The 17,293-nt window shown below is 55.4% G+C and carries 15 protein-coding genes and 1 tRNA gene; 4 read left to right on the top strand and 12 right to left on the bottom strand.

Annotation, left to right across the window (positions count from 1 at the left end; genetic code table 11):
- Positions 1–26 precede the first annotated feature (26 nt).
- A complete protein-coding gene (locus FBR45_RS05690; protein WP_138500146.1) occupies positions 27–590 on the top strand; it encodes a TetR/AcrR family transcriptional regulator in 564 nt (187 codons plus the stop codon).
- Between the two features lie 38 nt (positions 591–628).
- On the opposite strand, the gene FBR45_RS05695 is transcribed toward FBR45_RS05690, so the two are convergent.
- Genes FBR45_RS05695 through FBR45_RS05710 form a run of 4 tightly spaced genes read right to left on the bottom strand, consistent with a single transcriptional unit; the run spans position 629 to position 6,739 of the window.
- The gene (locus tag FBR45_RS05695; RefSeq protein ID WP_138500148.1) at positions 629–3,760 is read right to left on the bottom strand and encodes an efflux RND transporter permease subunit; all 3,132 of its coding nucleotides are present in this window, start codon (positions 3,758–3,760) and stop codon (positions 629–631) included.
- Positions 3,761–3,772: 12 nt separating this feature from the next.
- The gene (locus FBR45_RS05700) at positions 3,773–4,828 is read right to left on the bottom strand and encodes an efflux RND transporter periplasmic adaptor subunit (protein WP_138500150.1); all 1,056 of its coding nucleotides are present in this window, start codon (positions 4,826–4,828) and stop codon (positions 3,773–3,775) included.
- Positions 4,829–4,851: 23 nt separating this feature from the next.
- Entirely contained in the window at positions 4,852–6,207 is a 1,356-nt protein-coding gene (locus FBR45_RS05705; protein ID WP_138500152.1) for a TolC family protein, read from the bottom strand.
- 55 nt (positions 6,208–6,262) lie between these two features.
- A complete protein-coding gene (locus tag FBR45_RS05710; protein WP_138500154.1) occupies positions 6,263–6,739 on the bottom strand; it encodes a MarR family winged helix-turn-helix transcriptional regulator in 477 nt (158 codons plus the stop codon).
- 435 nt (positions 6,740–7,174) lie between these two features.
- Between FBR45_RS05710 and FBR45_RS05715 the strand changes: the two genes are divergently transcribed.
- Positions 7,175–9,001 (top strand): asparagine synthase-related protein, encoded by a 1,827-nt coding sequence (locus FBR45_RS05715; RefSeq protein ID WP_246082118.1) that lies wholly within the window; start codon positions 7,175–7,177, stop codon positions 8,999–9,001.
- A 33-nt stretch (positions 9,002–9,034) separates the two neighbouring features.
- Here the strand turns inward: FBR45_RS05715 and FBR45_RS05720 are convergent, their stop codons facing one another.
- From FBR45_RS05720 to FBR45_RS05735, 4 genes are all read right to left on the bottom strand, one after another.
- Positions 9,035–10,183: a nucleotidyltransferase domain-containing protein gene (locus tag FBR45_RS05720; protein WP_138500158.1), complete on the bottom strand. Its 1,149-nt coding sequence runs from the start codon at positions 10,181–10,183 to the stop codon at positions 9,035–9,037.
- Between the two features lies 1 nt (position 10,184).
- The gene (locus FBR45_RS05725) at positions 10,185–10,967 is read right to left on the bottom strand and encodes a phosphoenolpyruvate carboxykinase (ATP) (protein WP_246082119.1); all 783 of its coding nucleotides are present in this window, start codon (positions 10,965–10,967) and stop codon (positions 10,185–10,187) included.
- 131 nt (positions 10,968–11,098) lie between these two features.
- Positions 11,099–11,545, bottom strand: a complete 447-nt coding sequence (locus FBR45_RS05730; protein ID WP_138500162.1) for a lasso peptide biosynthesis B2 protein — start codon at positions 11,543–11,545, stop codon at positions 11,099–11,101.
- Between the two features lie 509 nt (positions 11,546–12,054).
- A tRNA-Asp gene (locus tag FBR45_RS05735) sits at positions 12,055–12,131 on the bottom strand.
- A gap of 256 nt (positions 12,132–12,387) precedes the next feature.
- Between FBR45_RS05735 and FBR45_RS05740 the strand changes: the two genes are divergently transcribed.
- Positions 12,388–12,930, top strand: coding sequence for a PAS domain-containing protein (locus FBR45_RS05740; protein WP_138500164.1), 543 nt, complete (start codon positions 12,388–12,390; stop codon positions 12,928–12,930).
- A 127-nt stretch (positions 12,931–13,057) separates the two neighbouring features.
- On the opposite strand, the gene FBR45_RS05745 is transcribed toward FBR45_RS05740, so the two are convergent.
- A complete protein-coding gene (locus tag FBR45_RS05745) occupies positions 13,058–13,246 on the bottom strand; it encodes a hypothetical protein (RefSeq protein WP_077920388.1) in 189 nt (62 codons plus the stop codon).
- A 128-nt stretch (positions 13,247–13,374) separates the two neighbouring features.
- Here FBR45_RS05745 and FBR45_RS05750 point away from each other — a divergent pair, with 128 nt between their 5' ends.
- Positions 13,375–14,400, top strand: a complete 1,026-nt coding sequence (locus tag FBR45_RS05750) for an alpha/beta fold hydrolase (RefSeq protein WP_138500166.1) — start codon at positions 13,375–13,377, stop codon at positions 14,398–14,400.
- Here the strand turns inward: FBR45_RS05750 and FBR45_RS05755 are convergent.
- The 3 genes from FBR45_RS05755 to tsaD all read right to left on the bottom strand — a co-directional run bounded on the left by FBR45_RS05755 (position 14,389) and on the right by tsaD (position 17,211).
- Positions 14,389–15,216 (bottom strand): UbiA prenyltransferase family protein, encoded by an 828-nt coding sequence (locus FBR45_RS05755; RefSeq protein ID WP_138500168.1) that lies wholly within the window; start codon positions 15,214–15,216, stop codon positions 14,389–14,391. The two genes, FBR45_RS05750 and FBR45_RS05755, sit on opposite strands and share 12 nt — an antisense overlap.
- A gap of 33 nt (positions 15,217–15,249) precedes the next feature.
- Positions 15,250–16,149, bottom strand: a complete 900-nt coding sequence (locus FBR45_RS05760) for an MOSC domain-containing protein (protein WP_138500170.1) — start codon at positions 16,147–16,149, stop codon at positions 15,250–15,252.
- Positions 16,150–16,212: 63 nt separating this feature from the next.
- Complete coding sequence (tsaD, locus tag FBR45_RS05765) at positions 16,213–17,211, bottom strand: tRNA (adenosine(37)-N6)-threonylcarbamoyltransferase complex transferase subunit TsaD (RefSeq protein ID WP_138500172.1); 999 nt, start codon at positions 17,209–17,211, stop codon at positions 16,213–16,215.
- Between the last annotated feature and the right edge of the window lie 82 nt (positions 17,212–17,293).

The following is a 17,293-nucleotide window of genomic DNA, read 5'->3' on the forward strand; positions in this document are numbered from 1 at the left end:
TCGGCCGTTGCGGGGGTTAATGAAGCATGAAAGAGCGAATCATTACGGAGACCCGGCAGCTGTTCAACCAGTTCGGGGTGAAATCCATCCGGCTGGAGGATATAGCCCAGCAGTTGGGTATCTCTAAAAAGACGGTGTATCAGTATTTCGGCAGCAAGGAAGACCTCGTGAGGCAGATACTGGAGAGCCAGCTGAACGAGAGCCTGCACGAAGCCAACGCCATTCATGATCAGGTGACCAACCCAATGGCGAGCGCGCTGCTGATCTGGGATCGGCTCATTCAGTACAAACAGACCGTAAACCCGAACCTGCTGCGCGACATCCAGCGGCATTACCCGACGATCTGGACCTACTTTCAGTCGTTCCGGACCGAATACATCAATACCATTCTGCTGGCCAACCTGCGGGCGGGGGTCGGGCAGGGGCTGTACCGCACCGACCTGGACGAGACGACCATGGCCTGGCTGTGGCTCGAACAAAGTCAGTGGGATGTGCCCCATGCCGGCGCCGAACTGTCCATCAAGCACCACTTCGTGCGGGGACTGCTGACCCAGACCGGGCTGGCCCTGTACGAACGGCACCGACTGTAAATACAGAAGGCCTGCCGCTCGGCAGGCCTTCTGGTCGATTACTCCATGGCTTTGGCGACTTCCAGCTCCTGGGGTTTTTTCGGGATGACTTTCTTCTTCGTGAACCGGGCCATGATCCGGTCAACGACCAGATACATTGATGGTACCACGAGCAGGGTCAGGATCAGCGACGAGGTCAGCCCCCCGATGATGACCCAGGCCATCCCGTTCTTGGTTTCGGCACCGGCACCACTGGCCAGCGCAATAGGTAGCATACCCAGAATCATGGCCAGGGTTGTCATCAGAATCGGGCGAAGCCGCTCTTTACCCGCTTCGATCAGGGCGTCGATGACGTCGTGCCCTTCGGCCTTCAGCTGGTTGGCAAAGTCAACGATCAGGATGGCGTTCTTGGCCACCAGACCGAGCAGCATAATCATCCCCACAATCGAGAATACCGTCAGGCTTTCCATGGTCAGCGCCAGCGCCAGCAGGGCACCGACCAGCGCCACCGGTATCGAGAAAAGGACCACAAACGGGTAAACAACGCTTTCGTACAGGGCTACCATGATGAAGTATACCAGCAGAATGGCAATCATCAGCGCCAGACCCAGACTACCGAAGGCGTCGGACTGCTGCTGCAGCTGCCCCAGGTACTGGATGCTTACGCCCTCGGGTAGGGTCTGTTGCGCCATTTTGGCCTGAATGTCGGCCCCCACCGTACCCACCGGACGGCCCACTACCTGGGCGTTGATGGTGATGGACGACAGCCGGTCGATGCGCTCCAGGACGCTTTCGCCTACCTGCTCCTGAACGGTGGCAAACTGCGACAGCTCGAAGGTGTTGCCCTGGTTGTTGACAAACGTCAGCCGGCTTACGTCCTGCGCCTGGGTCCGGTCAAACTGGTCGAGGCTGACCAGGATGTCGTACTCGTTCCCGTTCTGCTTGAACTTCGACTGATCGTTACCCCGGAAGGCGTTTTGCAGCGCGATACCAACATCCGATGCGTTGATACCCAGCTGGGCCATTCGCTCGCGGTTCAGGTTGACCGTTACTTCGGGCTTCGGATCTTTCACCGAATATTTCACGTCCTGCGTACCGGGTACCGAGGTGGTGACCTGTTTAACAATTTCAGCTGCCTGGCGGATGTTGGCCAGGTTGGTGCCTTTGACGGCAATCATGATCGGTGCCTGCGAGGCTCCTACAATACCGACCGGACTGACCGTTACTTTAACCCCCGGAATCTGCCCGACTTCCCGCTTCAGCATCTGCCCGAAGGCTTCGGTCGAGAGCGTCCGCTGTTTCTTGTCGACCAGCTTCACGTTGATGTCGGCAAGGTTGCTGTTGGAGGCCGTGGCCAGGCCGTTGCTGCTGTAGCCCACGTTGGTGAACACGTTGGTCACTTCGGGGTGCTTCATGATGATCTGCTCGGCCCGCTGCGCCACGGCGTTGGTCTGGTAGATGGAGGCCGTTGGCGTCAGCTCGACCTGTACGCTCATTTCGGCCTGGTCGCTCTGCGGCATGAACGCACCGCCAATGAAACCGGCCGGGACCAGCGCAATCGAGCCAACCAGCAGCGCAATGACGCCCAGGAAGACGTACCGTTTGTGGCCCAGTACCCACACCAGGATGCGGCCGTAGGCACTGGTGAGCCGGTCGAGGAAGCGCTCGAAGCCCAGGTTGAGGCTACCCCACAGGGACTTGGGGTTCAGCACTTCGATTTTGCCGAAGCGCGACGCCAGCAGGGGCGTCAGGGTGAACGACACCAGCAGACTCATCAGGGTAGAGAACACGACCACCAGCGCAAACTCGCGCAGAATGTTCCCGATCAGGCCACCGGTCATAGCCAGCGGTACGAATACCACCACGTCGACCAGGGTAATGGCCAGCGCCGTAAAGCCGATCTCGCTCCGGCCGTCGAGGGCCGCCTGTCGTTTGTCTTTCCCCATTTCGAGGTGTCGGTTAATATTTTCCAGCACCACAATGGAGTCATCGACCAGGATACCGACCACCAGCGAGAGGGCCATCAGCGTCATCAGGTTCAGCGAGAAGCCCATGATGTACATCAGCGCAAAGGTCGGGATCATGGACGACGGCAGCGCCACCAGGACGAACAGCGCCGAGCGGAAACTGTGCAGGAACAGCAGCATCACCAGCGATACGATCAGCACCGCCAGCCCCATGTCCTCAACAACCGCGTGGGCCGATGCCAGGGTATAAATCGACTGGTCCGATGCGATGTTGAACTTGAGCCCTACTTTGCTGTACTGCTTTTCCAGCTGCGCAATTTTAACCTGCGCCTGCTGGCTCACCGATACGGCGTTGGCGTCTGACTGCTTCTGAATCTGCAAACCGATGGAAGGCCGGGCGTTGATGTGGTTGATGGCCGTCGGTTTGGTCGTAGCGTCAACGACTTCGGCTACGTCTTTCAGCAGCACCTGGCTGCCGTCATTGCGCTGGGCTATGATCAGGTCGCGCAGGCGCTTCACCGTTTGTACCGACGCGTCGAAGCGAATCGAGTACTGCGACTGCCGGGTTTCGAGCTGACCCGCCGGGTAGCTGGCGTTGGCTGCGTTGATGGCCTGGGACACCTGACCGATCGAGAGGCCGTAGCCGCGCAGCTTTTCGGTGTTGACGTTGACCTGGATTTCGCGTTCGTTGCCGCCGATGACGTTGACCTGACCCACCCCGGCCACGTTCGAGAGCTGGGGTTTAATGTCGTTGTCGATCAGGTCGTAAAGGGCCGTCGGCGACATATCGGCCGTAACGCCCATTCGCAGTACGGGAATCTCGTCGGTCGAGAATTTATTCAGGATGGGGCGGTCGGCCTGGTCGGGCAGGAGGTTGATAATCTGCTCGATCTTGCGCTGGGCGTCCTGCTGGGCCAGGGTGGTGTTGACCCCGTTCTTGAGCTGGATAACCACGCTCGACGCGCCTTCCTGCGAGGTTGAAGTCATCCGGTCGAGGCCTTCCAGCGCCGACAGGGCTTCTTCAATCCGCTTGGTTACGTTGGTTTCTACTTCGTCGGCCGAGGCTCCCCGGTAGGTCGTTACCACGCTGATGACGTTGGCTTCGAACTTGGGCAGCAGGTTGTAGGAAAGCTGCTGGTAACTAAGGGCACCGAACAGGATCAGGACCGTAAAAATGGTCGTTACCAGCAGGGGCCGTTTAACCGCTATTTCAGATACAGACATGAGAGCTGTTGGTTATTGGGTGATTTGGACCGGCTTGCCGTCGCTGAGGTTCAGCTGGCCCGTCGTAACTACCTGCTCGCCGGCGTTGAGGCCGCTGAGTACTTCGATGGTGTCGCCAAAGTCGCGACCTACCTGGATGGTGCGCCGAACGGCTTTGTTACCGGCAACGACGTAGACGTAGGGGTTCTTGATACTTTCGACCAGCGCCGACCGCGGAATCTGCAGGGCTTTCTGCGCCGATTTCTGCGAGAAGTCAACATTAACGAACGTACCGGCTTTCAGGCTACCGGCCTGGTCGATGGTAATCTCGACCGGGTAGTTGTGCTCTTCGGTGCCCTGCGGAGCGATGTACGAAATACGACCCCTAAAGGTCCGGCCCGGGAACACATCGGCCGAGACGTTGACGGCCTGTCCTTCGCGCAGCTGATATACGTCGCTTTCGTTGACGGGTACCTGCACTTTCAGCCGGGCTACGTCCAGCACGCGTCCCAATACTTTACCAACCGTGATGTACTCGCCGGGTTCGATGTCTTTCTGGACAATACGACCCCCGATGGGCGATTTCACGTTGGCATCGGCGATCTGTTTTTTGATCTGCTCGGCCTGGTTAACGGCGTTTTCGTAGTTGTATTTGGTTTCGTTCACCTGAATTTCGGTGGTAGCGTTACCGGCCAGCAGGGTGTTATACCGCGTCACGTCTTTCTTCAGCCGGTCAATAGAAAGTTGGGTTGCCTCCAGCGAGAGCTCCTTGAGCCGGTTGTCGAACTGAACCAGGGTGGCACCTTCGCGTACCGACGAACCCAGGTTGAAATTGACTTTGGTGACTTTACCGGCCGTGGTGGCAATGATGTCGGCCTCCTTGTACGGAATCAGGTTGCCCGTTTTAACGAGTTGCTGGCTAACGGTACCTTCGGCAACCGGCGCTACGGTAACCGGAATGGCCACGTTGGTCAGGACCGCAGGCTTTTTCTGCTCGTCGATCTTCTTTTTGTTGGAAGCCAGACGGAAGCCAATCAGACCGGTTATGGCGAGTATGGCTGCGACGACGATGAGCGTTGTCTTTTTCATGATCTATAAATCGGTTGTATTGCTCAGAGTTGGTTGTAAAAGCTTAGGAGACTCCCCTGCGATTGTTCGAGATCGAGCCGGGCCTGGTACAGATTGATCAGCGAGTTGATGTAGTTGGTCCGGGCCTCGCGGTACGAATTGTCGGCGTTGATGAGGTCGGTTAGCAGTTTGGTGCCCTGTTTGTATTGCAGGGTGGTAATGTTGTAGACCTCCTGCGCCAGCTTTACGTTGCGATCGTCGTTCTGCAGGCTCACCTGGGCCCGCTGAATCTGCGACTGGGCGTTGTTGAACTGAAGCCGGTAGGCCGATACGTTCAGTTTCTGTTGCTCTTCCTGGGTCAGTAGGGTGAGCCGTTGCTGCTTCAGCTGCGCGTCCCGCTGAAATCCGTCGAAAATGGGGATGTTCAGCCGTAGTCCGAAGCTGCCGAAGCCAACGAAGTTGCTGAAAATACGATCGAGCGTCTGCGCGCCGAGGTTCACCGTGCCGTAGTTGGCTGTCAGGCTCAGCGTGGGCAGATACCCGGCTTTGATCCGCTGATATTGCAGACTCTGAAGGGCCAGGTTGGTTTCGGCCTGCTGAAACGACACCAGCCGACTAGCGTCGAACTGCCCCTGGTCAATGGTGGGCAACTGCGTCAGCAGGGTCGAGTCCGATAGCACCAGATTCTGCTCCTGCGGCATACCCATCTGGTATTTGAGCCGGTTCAGCGCCAGGTTAAGATCGTTCTCGGCCAGTGTCAGCTGCGATTGGGTGCTGTTGTAGCTAACCTCCGTACGGGTATAATCAACGGGCTGAATCACCCCGTTGTCGCGCTGGAGCTTCAGGATGTTGAGTACCTGCTGGGTCCGTTCCAGGTTGTCGCGAAGCAGCGCGATCTGCTGCTGGGCCACAAACACCTGGTAGTAGTTGCTGGTAATGTTATAAATCACATCTTCCTGCGTCTGTCGGGTATTCAGGGCGGCCAGCTGCTGGTTCGGCTTATTGGCTTTAATACCCAGCAGCAGCGATTTGTCGAACAAAGTCTGGCTGGCCTGCGCCGTCAGGTTGGTCTGGTACTTCTGTCCGATGATGAACACCCGCGGTTCGGGACCGAACACCCCCGCCGGAACGACGCTCTGTTGTAGCTTGACGTTGTTGATGGTTGTTCCTGTCGCACTGACCTGGGGTAGGTATTGCCCCAGCGCCTGCCGCGCCTGCTGATCGGCGGTTTCTACCTGATACTGCGCCAGCCGAACGCTGCCAAAATTCTTTAGTCCGTAGTCGATACAGTCTTTCAGCCGAAAACCGCCCGGGGCGGGGGGCTGGGGTTGCGTCTGAGCCCATCCGGTCAGGGAGGTGCCGAGCGCAAAAACTAAGCAAAGTGCAATTAATCGTTTCATAAATCCAGAAGTTGACGTATCTACTGTAGATATGTCAACTAATTAAGCAAAAAAATTATTTTTCCAGTAGGGTGGCGATCTTCATCACGGTTTTGAGGAACGAATCGCGTTCATCAGCAGTCAGCTGGCTCATCACTTCGTGGTCAATGGTTTCGGTTGTTTTCAGGGCCTGCTCGATCACCATCTTGCCGACGGGCGTCAGGCGGATCATGTTCTTGCGCCGGTCGTCGCTATCTGGTACAACCCGGAGGTAACCGTCTCGTTCTAAGGTCCGTACCGAGCGCTGTATGCCCGATTTGTCCTTCTGGAGAAAGTTGGCGATCTCCTGTTGCGACAGTAGCTCCTCACCGGCAAAGTAGACAACAAACAGGACCGGGAACTGTTCGATCTGGATCGTAAACCCCAATCGTGCCAGTTCGCGGTTGGCCCGGCGTGCCATCAGGTGACCTACATGACTGATCACAAAAATGGCCTGGGTACCCATGCGTTCTGCAAACCTGGTCTGTAGCTCTCGTTCTTTAATCACTGTCATGCCGCAAAAGTAAAGTAGGTTGTTATATCAACCAAATCGCTAGCTAAAAAGTGTCCTATTTTTTAAGATACTATTCGTTGTTAGACGACTGACGTTCAACGGCACCCGAGGAGGGAAGTCGGCCAGGCGTTACAGGGTGTAGGTCTGTCCGTCGAACCAATAAAAGACGGGAACCGGCCTAGCTTCTCGCTTCAGCTGAATACGGGTCCTGGTCAGTACTGATTAACAAGGAGCATTGAGTCCATAAATAGGTGATGGCAAAGGCTTATTTTGCCAGTCCGTTTTCGTTCACTAACCTGGTTAAGTAATATGGGCGGAATCGCTGGAATAATCCGGTTTGATGGACGGCCTGTCGATTTGTCCGACATGGCTGCCATTGAAACCCTGTTGGTGCATAGAGGCACGGTAAAACGTTATTCCCACAAACAAGGTACCTTGTTTGCATTTAACAGCACCCTGACTGTTGATATAAATGCGGGTATGTATGCCGTTGCCGATACTGCTGATTTTTCACAGCCCGGCGCCAACAATTCCCTGGTTGACAACTACCTGCAGCGTGGATTTTCGTCATTCAATCAACTGAACGCCGATTTTGCGATAGCCTTATGGGACGACCGTCGGCAGACGCTTGTCTGTGCCCGAGATTTGCTGGGCGTTAAACCGTTGTATTATGTGCATCGACCCGGTTCGTTTTGCGCATTTGCTACGGAGATCAAGGCGCTGCTCGCCATCGGGGAGGTCATCGTCAAACCGAATCGCCACAAATACAGAGAGTACCTGACCTGGGCAACGGCCTATGTACCGTACCGCGCAGAAACCTTCTACGAAGCCATATACAGCGTTCTGCCCGGCCATTATCTTCAGCTGACCAGTAGCCACAGCCGGGTTGGGGCTTACTGGAAACCAGATCTCAGCCGGGTGAGCGGACTGACAGAAGCCGCTGATTACGCCACCTTATTCCGCGACGATTTTACGCGGGCTATCGACAGCCGAATGGGGAATAAAAGCCGTGTAGGCTCCCAGTTGAGTGGGGGTCTGGATTCATCATCGGTTAGCTGCGTGGCCCAGCAGCTGCTCCTGGTGCAGGATCGTCCTTCTTTACATACGTTTACCATTGATACGGGGCTGGCCTCAACGGACGAATCGACGTATGTGCAGGCCGTTGTCGAAAAATGGAAACCGGTGCACCATACCGTACAGCCCGTACCCGATGTGCTTGCCTCTATCCTGGAAATCAATCGCCTTTTTGATCGGCCAGAGCAGTTTATCCTGCCATCCAGTTTTCATCTCAGTGTTTCGGTAAAAGCCCGCTTGGTCGGTTGTGACAGCATCCTCACGGGCCACGACGGTGACAGTGTCATCACCACGGGATTTGATTATCTGGATCAGTTGATCGATCAGGAGGACTGGGAGGGGGTGCAACAGGCCTGTCGGCAAAGGATCAGCCAGCCCGGCCAGAATCTGACGCATGTCAGTCCTAAGTGGCTCAGTTTGAGCGAACGGGAAAAGTTTGAAACCTATGTTCTGTACACGGTTGGTGCCGAAGTTGTCAGGCGATTCAAACACAGGCCGTTCCTGACGTTTCTGCGTACGCTGGTTGCGCAGCAGCAACGATTCGAGTTGTCTACAGCTTCGATGCTGACCTACTGCATACAGCGTATTCGCGACAAAATAACGCATAGTGCTCTGATTGACAGTGCGTTTACGCCGGTATTTCAGCAGTTGTCGGCCCCGTTGTCAACGTCAGCTACCGAGGGCCTGAGCGCCTGCCTGTCAGCGGAACATCCCGTTCCTCTCATTCGGATCATCAATGCGACAAATGTGCTATGTAATGAGCAATTAGAGCATATAGGCGCCTATTACGGCCACCAGTATGCATGTCCTTTCTTTGACAAACGGGTTGTTGAAGTGGGGCTGGCAACCCCGGCCTGGGTGAACTTCGATCAGGGGCGTGGCCGTGGACTGATTCGTCAGGGTCTGCAAACCGTATTACCCCCGGCCATCAGCAACCGGCTTACGAAGACTAACTTCGTTGAATATGGTAATCTGACTGCACAGCAACTTTATCAGGCCACTCGGGAGCAAATCGCATCACCCAGTCACGAAATCTGGGAAATAATAGACCGATCGGTATTTAACGAGATCGTTACCATCGTATGTAATGGTCGAATACCAATCCAGAAAAAAACGCGTTACAACTGGCTATTGAGCCGAATTATTTACCTCTCTCTCTGGCTGTCTGCACTACCCAAAAGGAGTTGAAGCCGTTGGCAGTATCAGTGATTGGCTGTTTGGCTAGCGGGCGCGCATCAAGGAAAGAAAGACCCGCACCATAGCTGTAAGAAAGCCCCATCGCTTAGGAATGAAAAACGAATGGCTGTCGATGGTGATGACTGTAGATCGAAACATAAAACTACGGGTGTAGTGCCCATAAACGTTCAATTTATCAATCAACGCCACCTTTGTAGAGGCAAAATCGACGAGCAGTGTTCTGAACAGGGCCGGCTGTTCGTTTTCCCACCTTTTTTCACGAATTTCGGTCAGCCTGGCCAGGTTGTACATATCCATCTGCTGTTGAACCTCGGCCATTACCGGAAATTCCCAGATAGCCTGACACCAGTACAGGCCGGTGAAAAAAATACGTTCCAGTTGATGTTGCTCTACTTTTTTCAGCAGCCACTCCCAGTTGAGATCCTGTCGATGAAGCAGAAAATACAGGTCATTTATGTAGCCAATACGTTCCCAGGAATTATTGACTCCGTGGTGAAGAACTAACAGAATGACCTGATTCTCGATGATGAGATCGGGAGTCGAGCGGAAATCGCTTACCTCAAACTCACCGATTTCTCTTAACAGCGAGTTGACCCGCCAGTGTAGATCAATATCGAAGCGGCTGGTGTCGAAGTAGGGTTTGAATAAACTGATCTCGCTCAGCTCGTCCCAGATCACACCGGCCGGATGTTCTAAATAAGGTTTGTGTTTATCGCCGATCCGGTAGCCGTCTGGCGACAGGATGTCGATCACCCGCTGAACGTCTTTTTGGTCGACCAGAATGTCCATATCGCCAATTGGGCGCAGGCCACGTTCGGGATAGCTGTGTTCTGCCAGGTAAATTCCTTTGAATGGGATGTACCCGATTGCCTGTTTGTCGAGCACGGCCGCTATTCGATGATACTCCTGAAGTTTGATCAGGTTATCGGTAGTACGATGCAGACATTCCTGACGCAGGCTTGCCCTAAAAGCATCAGGCACGGACGGAACCTCGTTGAGGGCGTGATACAAAAAAGGGGTGAGCCGGTGGTAGTTAGCCAGGGTAAGAAGCCGGTCCCAGTCTGGTGTGTATCGCTCCAGCAGCGATACTATGGATTCGTTTCGTCTGGTCGATGGATTCCATGAGCAGGCCATGAGCAGAAGAGTGATCTCGGTCGAGTGGCGCGATTTCATGTCAATGTGTAGCGTTCAGGCGATCTACAAACGAATACAAATCGGTAAAGGTAGCGGGGCGGCTCATACGGAAAAGGGGGGTAGTTCGTGCAATGGACACACTTTGCTCGAAGCATTTTTTTAGTTCAAGGCCATGCAGAAGGGCATCGGGTAGCGGAAAATGATGGAGTAATTCGACGGGAACCTGGCTGCTGGGAACGGGAGTCGTTATACTGCCTGGTGTGTTCGGAGGCAGCAGCACCACTACTTGTTTTAACGGTACGGGTTCTTCGTCGAATGGAAACGATTCATGCCACGAGAATTTGTTTACCCCCTCCCGTACGGGTGTCATGGAATCCAGGGGTAAGGCTAGTCCGTCTACGCTGTTTTGCCAGATTTTTACCTGCGAAAAAGCGGGAATCAGCGTATGATCGCCCCCCGGGTCTGGTCGAATACAAACCATATCATCACTGATGACCCCAGCCCCTTTGGCGGCAAAAGCAGCAACGGTGGTGGATTTGCCCGCTCCCGGTTCTCCCAGAAATACAACCCCGTCGTGGCCAATGCGAACAGCGCTGCCGTGTAGCAGGAAGTACCCCTTCTGGAACAGAATGAGGCCTAGTGCTTCGCTGAGCGTAAAGAGAGCGAGTACCTGGTCATCGGCCTGAGCCGAATCTACAATCAGCTCGTTGCCGTGGCGGGCTATAAACGTAATGAGTGGGGGCCAGTCCAGCCAAAGATGATGTTGGTCCGTTTGGGCGAATTGGGCATGCAGGCCCGCCCGCCAGGCTTTCGAGGGTACCATAGGTGGCTTTGTCGGCAGTTGACCGTACCTGATCGTTAGATCGACAAAAGCCGTAGCTGCTCTTTCGGGAAGAGGGGGGAGCCGGAAATCGGACGAGATCGATAGCCCATAGGCTCTGTAAAAATAGGGCATCACGTCCAGGCTAAAATTGGCTCGAACTGCAAGTTGGGTTGCTCACCGAGTATGATTACCGACTGGTAGGTTACCCAGGCGTGGGCAGAAAACCCGTCGGCGGTATTGCTGCGTACGCCAATGTGAACCTGAATATGAGGTTGTTTTTTCAGCAGCCATTTCGCAGCAAGCGCCTGAACCAGACAGGTGAACCCAAGCGGAATGTGCCTGCTGAGGACATTTACCGCCCACACCCGTTTGTTCATAGTGGTCATGGGGATTCCTCGTTTCGAGGTATGGGAAGCTGGGGCCGATCGGGGCGTGATAAACCAGCTTACTGGAAACAGCAGGATCAGTACCTTAACGAGAATCAGTACCGCGAGTACATACATAAACAGTAGTTTCTCGGTCCAGCGCAGCGAGCTGATGGTGGCGTATCTAAGCCGTAGTTTCGATAAGGTTTTCATCAAATAGATTACCTATGAAAAGCAATGGTTCCTGCTGACAGATAAATTCGTCTACGTCAAACTCACTGGTCTTTGATTTTTTGAACAGATAGTATTTGTCGGGTAATAGGGACCAGATAAACCCGCCAGCTCCATTCAATTCATGCTGATTCCTTTTTTGCAATTCAGCACAATCGTATCTGTATCCAGCACCGAAGAGAACTGATCTTGCAATGCGTGTAATAGATAATGGTAAGTGAATGGTAATCACGGGTTTTTTGAACGCCAATACAAGAGGATATATGATTTTCACTAACTAGTTGCCGTTTTTACGCCTGACTGTAGCCCGACACTACCCAGGCCAAAGCGGTTTGCTCTCTCTGCGGGGGACTAATCCAGGTTGAAGCAGGGAAGGCTGGCGCTCAAGGTCACGTTTTTGGATGCCCGGTGGTGGGGAGGAGGCCCATATAAAAATGCTTTGTCCCAAGGGAACAAAAAAAAGTCCTGACTCTTTCGAATCAGGACTTAGCTGGCGGTCCGGACGGGGCTCGAACCCGCGACCCCCTGCGTGACAGGCAGGTATTCTAACCAACTGAACTACCGAACCATTTTCGATGAAGGGGCGACCGTTGTCGTTTTCCTTTATCGTGGCACAAAAGTAGGGGCTTTTGGTGTTATACACAAGAGGGCTCCTAAAAAAACTTGACGGAGTTGATCAGGATGCCGATTTACTGGCTGACTATCAGTTTGGTTTCTGCTAAAAATTTTTTTCTGTTGCCAGCTCCTCTTCACAGTTTGTTAACCGGCAAAGGTTGCAAAGACCAGTTGCAGGTAGTACATTTATCCTAATAACCCAAATGGCCATGCTCACGTCAGAATCGTACGTCGAATTAGTGAACCGGGGATACAGCCGGTCTCAGCAGGACGGAAGCCGGCCTTATCCCGTTGCCTGTTATGAAGTTTTTCTGCTCAGTCAGGCGCAGCAACGGGCAAAAAACAAAGAAGCGGCTCTGTTCAGGCAGCTGGCCGACATCTTTGACTGGGACCTGCCCCGCCGGAAACGCAACGCTTACCTGCGGAAACTACAGAACGGTCATACCCTCGTGCTGACTGATTTGTCCAAAACAATTCTGTGGACGAGTCAGAATTTTCTGGCCATGACCGGCTACGCTCATACCGAAGCCCTCGGCCGGACTCCCAAAATGCTTCAGGGACCGGATACCGACGTGCATACCCTGCAGCAGGTGCGCGATTCGCTCGACCGGGCCGACTCGGTAGAAGCTGATCTGCTCAATTACCGGAAGAACGGAGAACCGTATATCTGCCGGGTGCATATTGACCCTCTCTACAATAATCAGAACGAGCTGACGCACTTTCTGGCGGTAGAGAGCGAAGTAGCGGCCTAGCCCGGCAACGACAGAGCGCACCCATACCGTCAGTCAGGCAAGCGGTAGGTAAATCGATATATGAAACAGCCCGGTCCTTTTGCTATAGACAGCGAAGGGCCGGGCTGTTTCGTTGAAGGGCGTGCATCTAATCCGAGTCGTCGAGTTCGTTGGCGTCGTCGGGCGTCATTTTCTCGGCGTCGTTGGCCTGTAGGGCCTGCTGAGTTTCCGGGCGCGTGGCCGATGAACTGATGTCGGTATCGCCGGGATTTTGCGGGTTAGGGCGGTCCAGGTCGGTCTCGCTGACCTGCGCCGGGGCGTCGGCTCGTTCTTTCATAGCGTTTCGTGGTTTTGGTTTACTGGCAGAACGGCCTCCCTGCCGAAATGTTTACCGCTCAGGCAGGTTTCGGTTTTTTCAAAACTATTGGCCGATTATTTGCAGTTATTACTGTACATACTGCTGCTATGAAACGTTTTTTGATTGTCTTTCGCTGGTCTTTACTTGTCCTTTTGTTGCTGGTAGTTGGCACCTTATCAGTTGCCTGGTTTGTTGATTTCCGGCAGTCTGATGAGGAACTGGCCGCCGAATTTCAGGAACAGCGCATTCGTCCAACGGTACACCGGTACCAGATCGATACCCCCGATGGCGTACCCCGAACCATTCGGTTTATGGAAACACCCGCCCGGGCCGACCGGTCAGACACCGTTGCAAAACCGGTGGTTCTGTTTGTACATGGCGCCCCAAGTTCGTTGTCATTTTTCAACGCTTTCTTTAAAGACACCCTGCTGCTCAACCGCGCTCAGCTGGTAGCGGTCGACCGGCCGGGCTATGGCTATTCTGACTTTGGCCGGGTCGAAACGTCGGTAGTGCGGCAGGCTGAATTGCTGCAACCGCTCATCGATCGATACCGCAATGCCTCGTATCTGATGATTGTGGGCTCGTCGTACGGCGGGTCGGTATCGGCGCGGCTGGCGATGAACAACCCCGGCCTGGTCGATCATGTGGTGTTCGTATCATCGGCGCTGGGGCCCGGGCTGGAGCGAACCTACCCAATCAGCTACCTGGCCGATAGTCCGCTCATTCGCTGGTGCGTACCGACGCTGCTGCGGCTGGCCAACGATGAAAAGCTGGCTCACCAGCGCGCGCTCGAAGCCATCCTGCCCGACTGGTCCCGAATCCGGGCCAGCATCACGATGCTGCACGGTCAGCGCGACGAACTGGTTTATCCGACAAACGTAGATTTTGCGCAGAAGAAGCTGGTTAACGCCCGGGTCAAGCAGTTCCTGCTGCCCGAGAACCGGCACGATATCGTGTTCAACAAGCGCGAATACATGACCGAAATCCTGCTCGACATCCTGACCCGGCGCGATGTGAAAGAAGCCGTTAAGGCCAAATCGATGGTGGGGAAAGCCGGGGATGTCCCTAAGCCAAAAACCGCGGGTGAAGCCGGGATGCTGACCACCCTGGCTCCGGTAGCCTCACAGCACTAGAGCTGGCATCCAGAATACGCCGTCGCCCAGCCAGCGGTACCGCTCGTTGCGTAGAAAATAAGCCGGATACCGCTGGATGCCGTACAGCACCACGCTCATCAGCGCCAGAATCAGCGCCGACCGCTGGGCAAACCGGTCGTCGGTCGAGAAACACACCACGAACCCGGTCACAACAATACCAAAGGTCAGCCAGCGCAGCAGGGTATCGCAGCGGGCCGCGCCCAGCACGGTAACCAGCGATGATTCGGGCCGGGCCGTGCCTTCGCGCTGTTCCATCACATCGAACAGCAGCAGATTCTGCAGAGCGATACCCAGAAACATACCAAACTCGGCCAGTTCGATACCGCGAACGGTGGGCCGCTGCGCCCAGACGCTGCCCCAGATGCCGACGGAGTACAGCACCGCAATCATTGGCTCTTTCAGATACAGGGCCGGGTGCCCCGCTGGAAGCCGGTACACCGCCAGCACATAAGCCGCACACACGCCCCCCAGCACTATTCCAAACTTGACTACCGGAGCGGGCAGAAAGAACGTCAGGATCAGGGCCAGCCCCGCCGACCCCGCCACCACGCGCCAGAGCAGCGGGGCGTACTGCTGATGAAAGCGGTGCCGGGGCGTTGTGGGTTGCGTGGGCTTCTGGATGTCGAGCAGCCGGTCTGTTGCATAGATGATAAACACCACCAGCGCCAGCACGATCGGTGTGGCCCAGTGAACGGGATCGACATCGGAAAGGCGGGCGGCCATTCGGTTCGACAGGACGGCCCCCATCACGACGGGGAAACTCAGGTAATAGGCGTTGCGGATAGGTGTAATCAAAACAGGCAGTAGTCAGTAGCCAGTAAACAGATTTCAGGCGGTCAGGTTTTCAGATGACGACAGGGGTGCGGGAGCGGCCAGCCAGGGTGTTGTACGGTTTGTTACCTCAACGGCCTGACCCACGCTTAGTTGCGCCGATGAGCGAGGCCCGTCAGTCGCTGCGAGTACATTCTGACCGAACAGAATTTTATGTTTCCACTGGCGGAAGGTGCTCAGGGTCCGGAGGGGTTCTTTGCCGGTTTCGCCGGTAGCGGGGTCGATGGTGGTCAGCACGCAGCGGGCGCAGGGCTTCACGCCGTAGAAGTCCAGTTCACCAACCCGGAACTGGCTCCAGCTGTCTTCGTCGTACGGCCCGCTACCGCTTACCACGATGTTGGGGCGAAACCGCTGCATAGTTACCGGCTCCGGCAGCCGCCGGTTCAGCTCGTCGAGGGAAGCCTGCCCGATGAGCAGATACGGGTAACCGTCGGCAAAGCTAACGGCGGGCAGCTGACCGGCTTCATCGGGGCGGGCGTAGCCGGGTTCCACAGACCGGTGGGTAGTGTCGGGCATGTAGACCAGCCGACACGGTTTGCCCAGCGCGTTGGTGAACCAGCGGTCGGCTTCGTCGCTGACGGCCAGGGCGGGCACATCCTCGCTGTCCCAGATCGTTACTGGCAGCGGAACCAGGGTGTCGGGCAAGGGCGTAAGCGGTAGTTCGAGCACCTGGTCGGGGCGCTGGCGGTGCCAGATCAGCAGCTGGTCGTTGCGGAGCGCGACGTCGATCAGCGCCATGTGGTGGTTCGATCGCTGGGTGATGAACAGACCGTGGGTATCGACCAGCATGAACCGCCGGTCGTACTGAAAGCCTCTGGGCGTAACGATCGCTTCCTGAACGGCGATGCCGCCAAGCGATTTGATGGGGTACAGATACAGCGCTGAAATCGTTGGCATAGAAGGCGGTAGTTAGTCGATACGCAATCGGGACGCCAGCACGAACCGATCCATGACGGCTGGCTAGACGTGTAGCCTTGGCAGGGGGCTGATGGTCTGGTCGGCAAAAGCACCTGCTTCGTACTTGAACTGGGCAGCCATGGCAATCATGGCCGCATTGTCGGTACAGTACTCGAAGCGCGGAATATAAACCGTCCAGCCCTGCTCATCGCCCAGCTGCGTCAGCGCCGACCGAAGGCCGCTATTGGCCGATACGCCCCCGGCAATGGCGATGTGCCGAATGCCCGTTTCGCGAACCGCCCGTTTCAGCTTGGTCAGCAGCATCTGGATCAGCGTATGCTGAATACTGGCGCAAATATCGGGGAGGTTTTGCTGAATAAAATCAGGATTTGTCTTCGTATTGTCGCGCAGAAAATACAGAATGGCCGTTTTGATGCCGCTGAACGAATAGTCGAGCCCCGGCATTTCGCCGAGCGGAAACCGGAACGCCAGCGGGTTACCGGCTTTGGCATAGCGATCGATAAGCGGCCCGCCGGGATAGGGCAGGCCTAACAACTTGGCCGACTTGTCGAAGGCTTCGCCCACCGCATCGTCCTGCGTTTGGCCAATTACGGTCATGCTGAGCGGCCCGTCGATGCGCACCAGCTGGGTATGTCCCCCGCTAACGGTCAGGCACAGAAAGGGAAACGGCGGCCGGGGTTCTTCGATAAAATGAGCCAGCACATGCGCCTGCATGTGGTTGACGTCAATCAGCGGAATGTTGAGACCCAGTGCCAGGGCCTTGGCAAAGGAAGCCCCGACCAGTAGCGACCCCAGCAAACCCGGCCCCCGGGTAAACGCTACCGCCGACAGGTCAGTTTTCGCTATATTTGCGTCGAGCAAGGCCCGTTCTACTACCGGCATAATGTGCTGCTGATGCGCCCGCGAGGCCAGTTCAGGCACCACACCCCCATATTGCTCGTGAATTAACTGCGTCGCAATAATGTTTGAGAGAAGATGACCGTTGGATAGGACAGCCGCCGATGTTTCATCGCAGGACGATTCAATTGCCAGTATATTCACCGTAAAAACAAAAGGATAATGTTTTCTGTAGCTTGTATAAGGAAAGTCGCGGCTAAACCGTTCCCTCAAAAAGACGTCTAAC

The sequence above is a fragment of the Spirosoma lacussanchae genome, from assembly GCF_005870035.1.
Lineage (GTDB): Bacteria > Bacteroidota > Bacteroidia > Cytophagales > Spirosomataceae > Spirosoma > Spirosoma lacussanchae.

Bases quoted from the DNA above. Each gene is read 5' to 3' on its own strand.
- FBR45_RS05705 (WP_138500152.1), bottom strand. From the start codon at position 6,207: ATGAAACGATTAATTGCACTTTGCTTAGTTTTTGCGCTCGGCACCTCC.
- FBR45_RS05720 (WP_138500158.1), bottom strand. From the start codon at position 10,183: ATGAAATCGCGCCACTCGACCGAGATCACTCTTCTGCTCATGGCCTGC.
- FBR45_RS05700 (WP_138500150.1), bottom strand. From the start codon at position 4,828: ATGAAAAAGACAACGCTCATCGTCGTCGCAGCCATACTCGCCATAACC.
- FBR45_RS05710 (WP_138500154.1), bottom strand. From the start codon at position 6,739: ATGACAGTGATTAAAGAACGAGAGCTACAGACCAGGTTTGCAGAACGC.
- FBR45_RS05760 (WP_138500170.1), bottom strand. From the start codon at position 16,149: ATGCCAACGATTTCAGCGCTGTATCTGTACCCCATCAAATCGCTTGGC.
- FBR45_RS05695 (WP_138500148.1), bottom strand. From the start codon at position 3,760: ATGTCTGTATCTGAAATAGCGGTTAAACGGCCCCTGCTGGTAACGACC.
- FBR45_RS05750 (WP_138500166.1), top strand. From the start codon at position 13,375: ATGAAACGTTTTTTGATTGTCTTTCGCTGGTCTTTACTTGTCCTTTTG.
- FBR45_RS05740 (WP_138500164.1), top strand. From the start codon at position 12,388: ATGCTCACGTCAGAATCGTACGTCGAATTAGTGAACCGGGGATACAGC.
- FBR45_RS05745 (WP_077920388.1), bottom strand. From the start codon at position 13,246: ATGAAAGAACGAGCCGACGCCCCGGCGCAGGTCAGCGAGACCGACCTG.
- FBR45_RS05725 (WP_246082119.1), bottom strand. From the start codon at position 10,967: ATGGTACCCTCGAAAGCCTGGCGGGCGGGCCTGCATGCCCAATTCGCC.
- FBR45_RS05690 (WP_138500146.1), top strand. From the start codon at position 27: ATGAAAGAGCGAATCATTACGGAGACCCGGCAGCTGTTCAACCAGTTC.
- FBR45_RS05730 (WP_138500162.1), bottom strand. From the start codon at position 11,545: ATGAAAACCTTATCGAAACTACGGCTTAGATACGCCACCATCAGCTCG.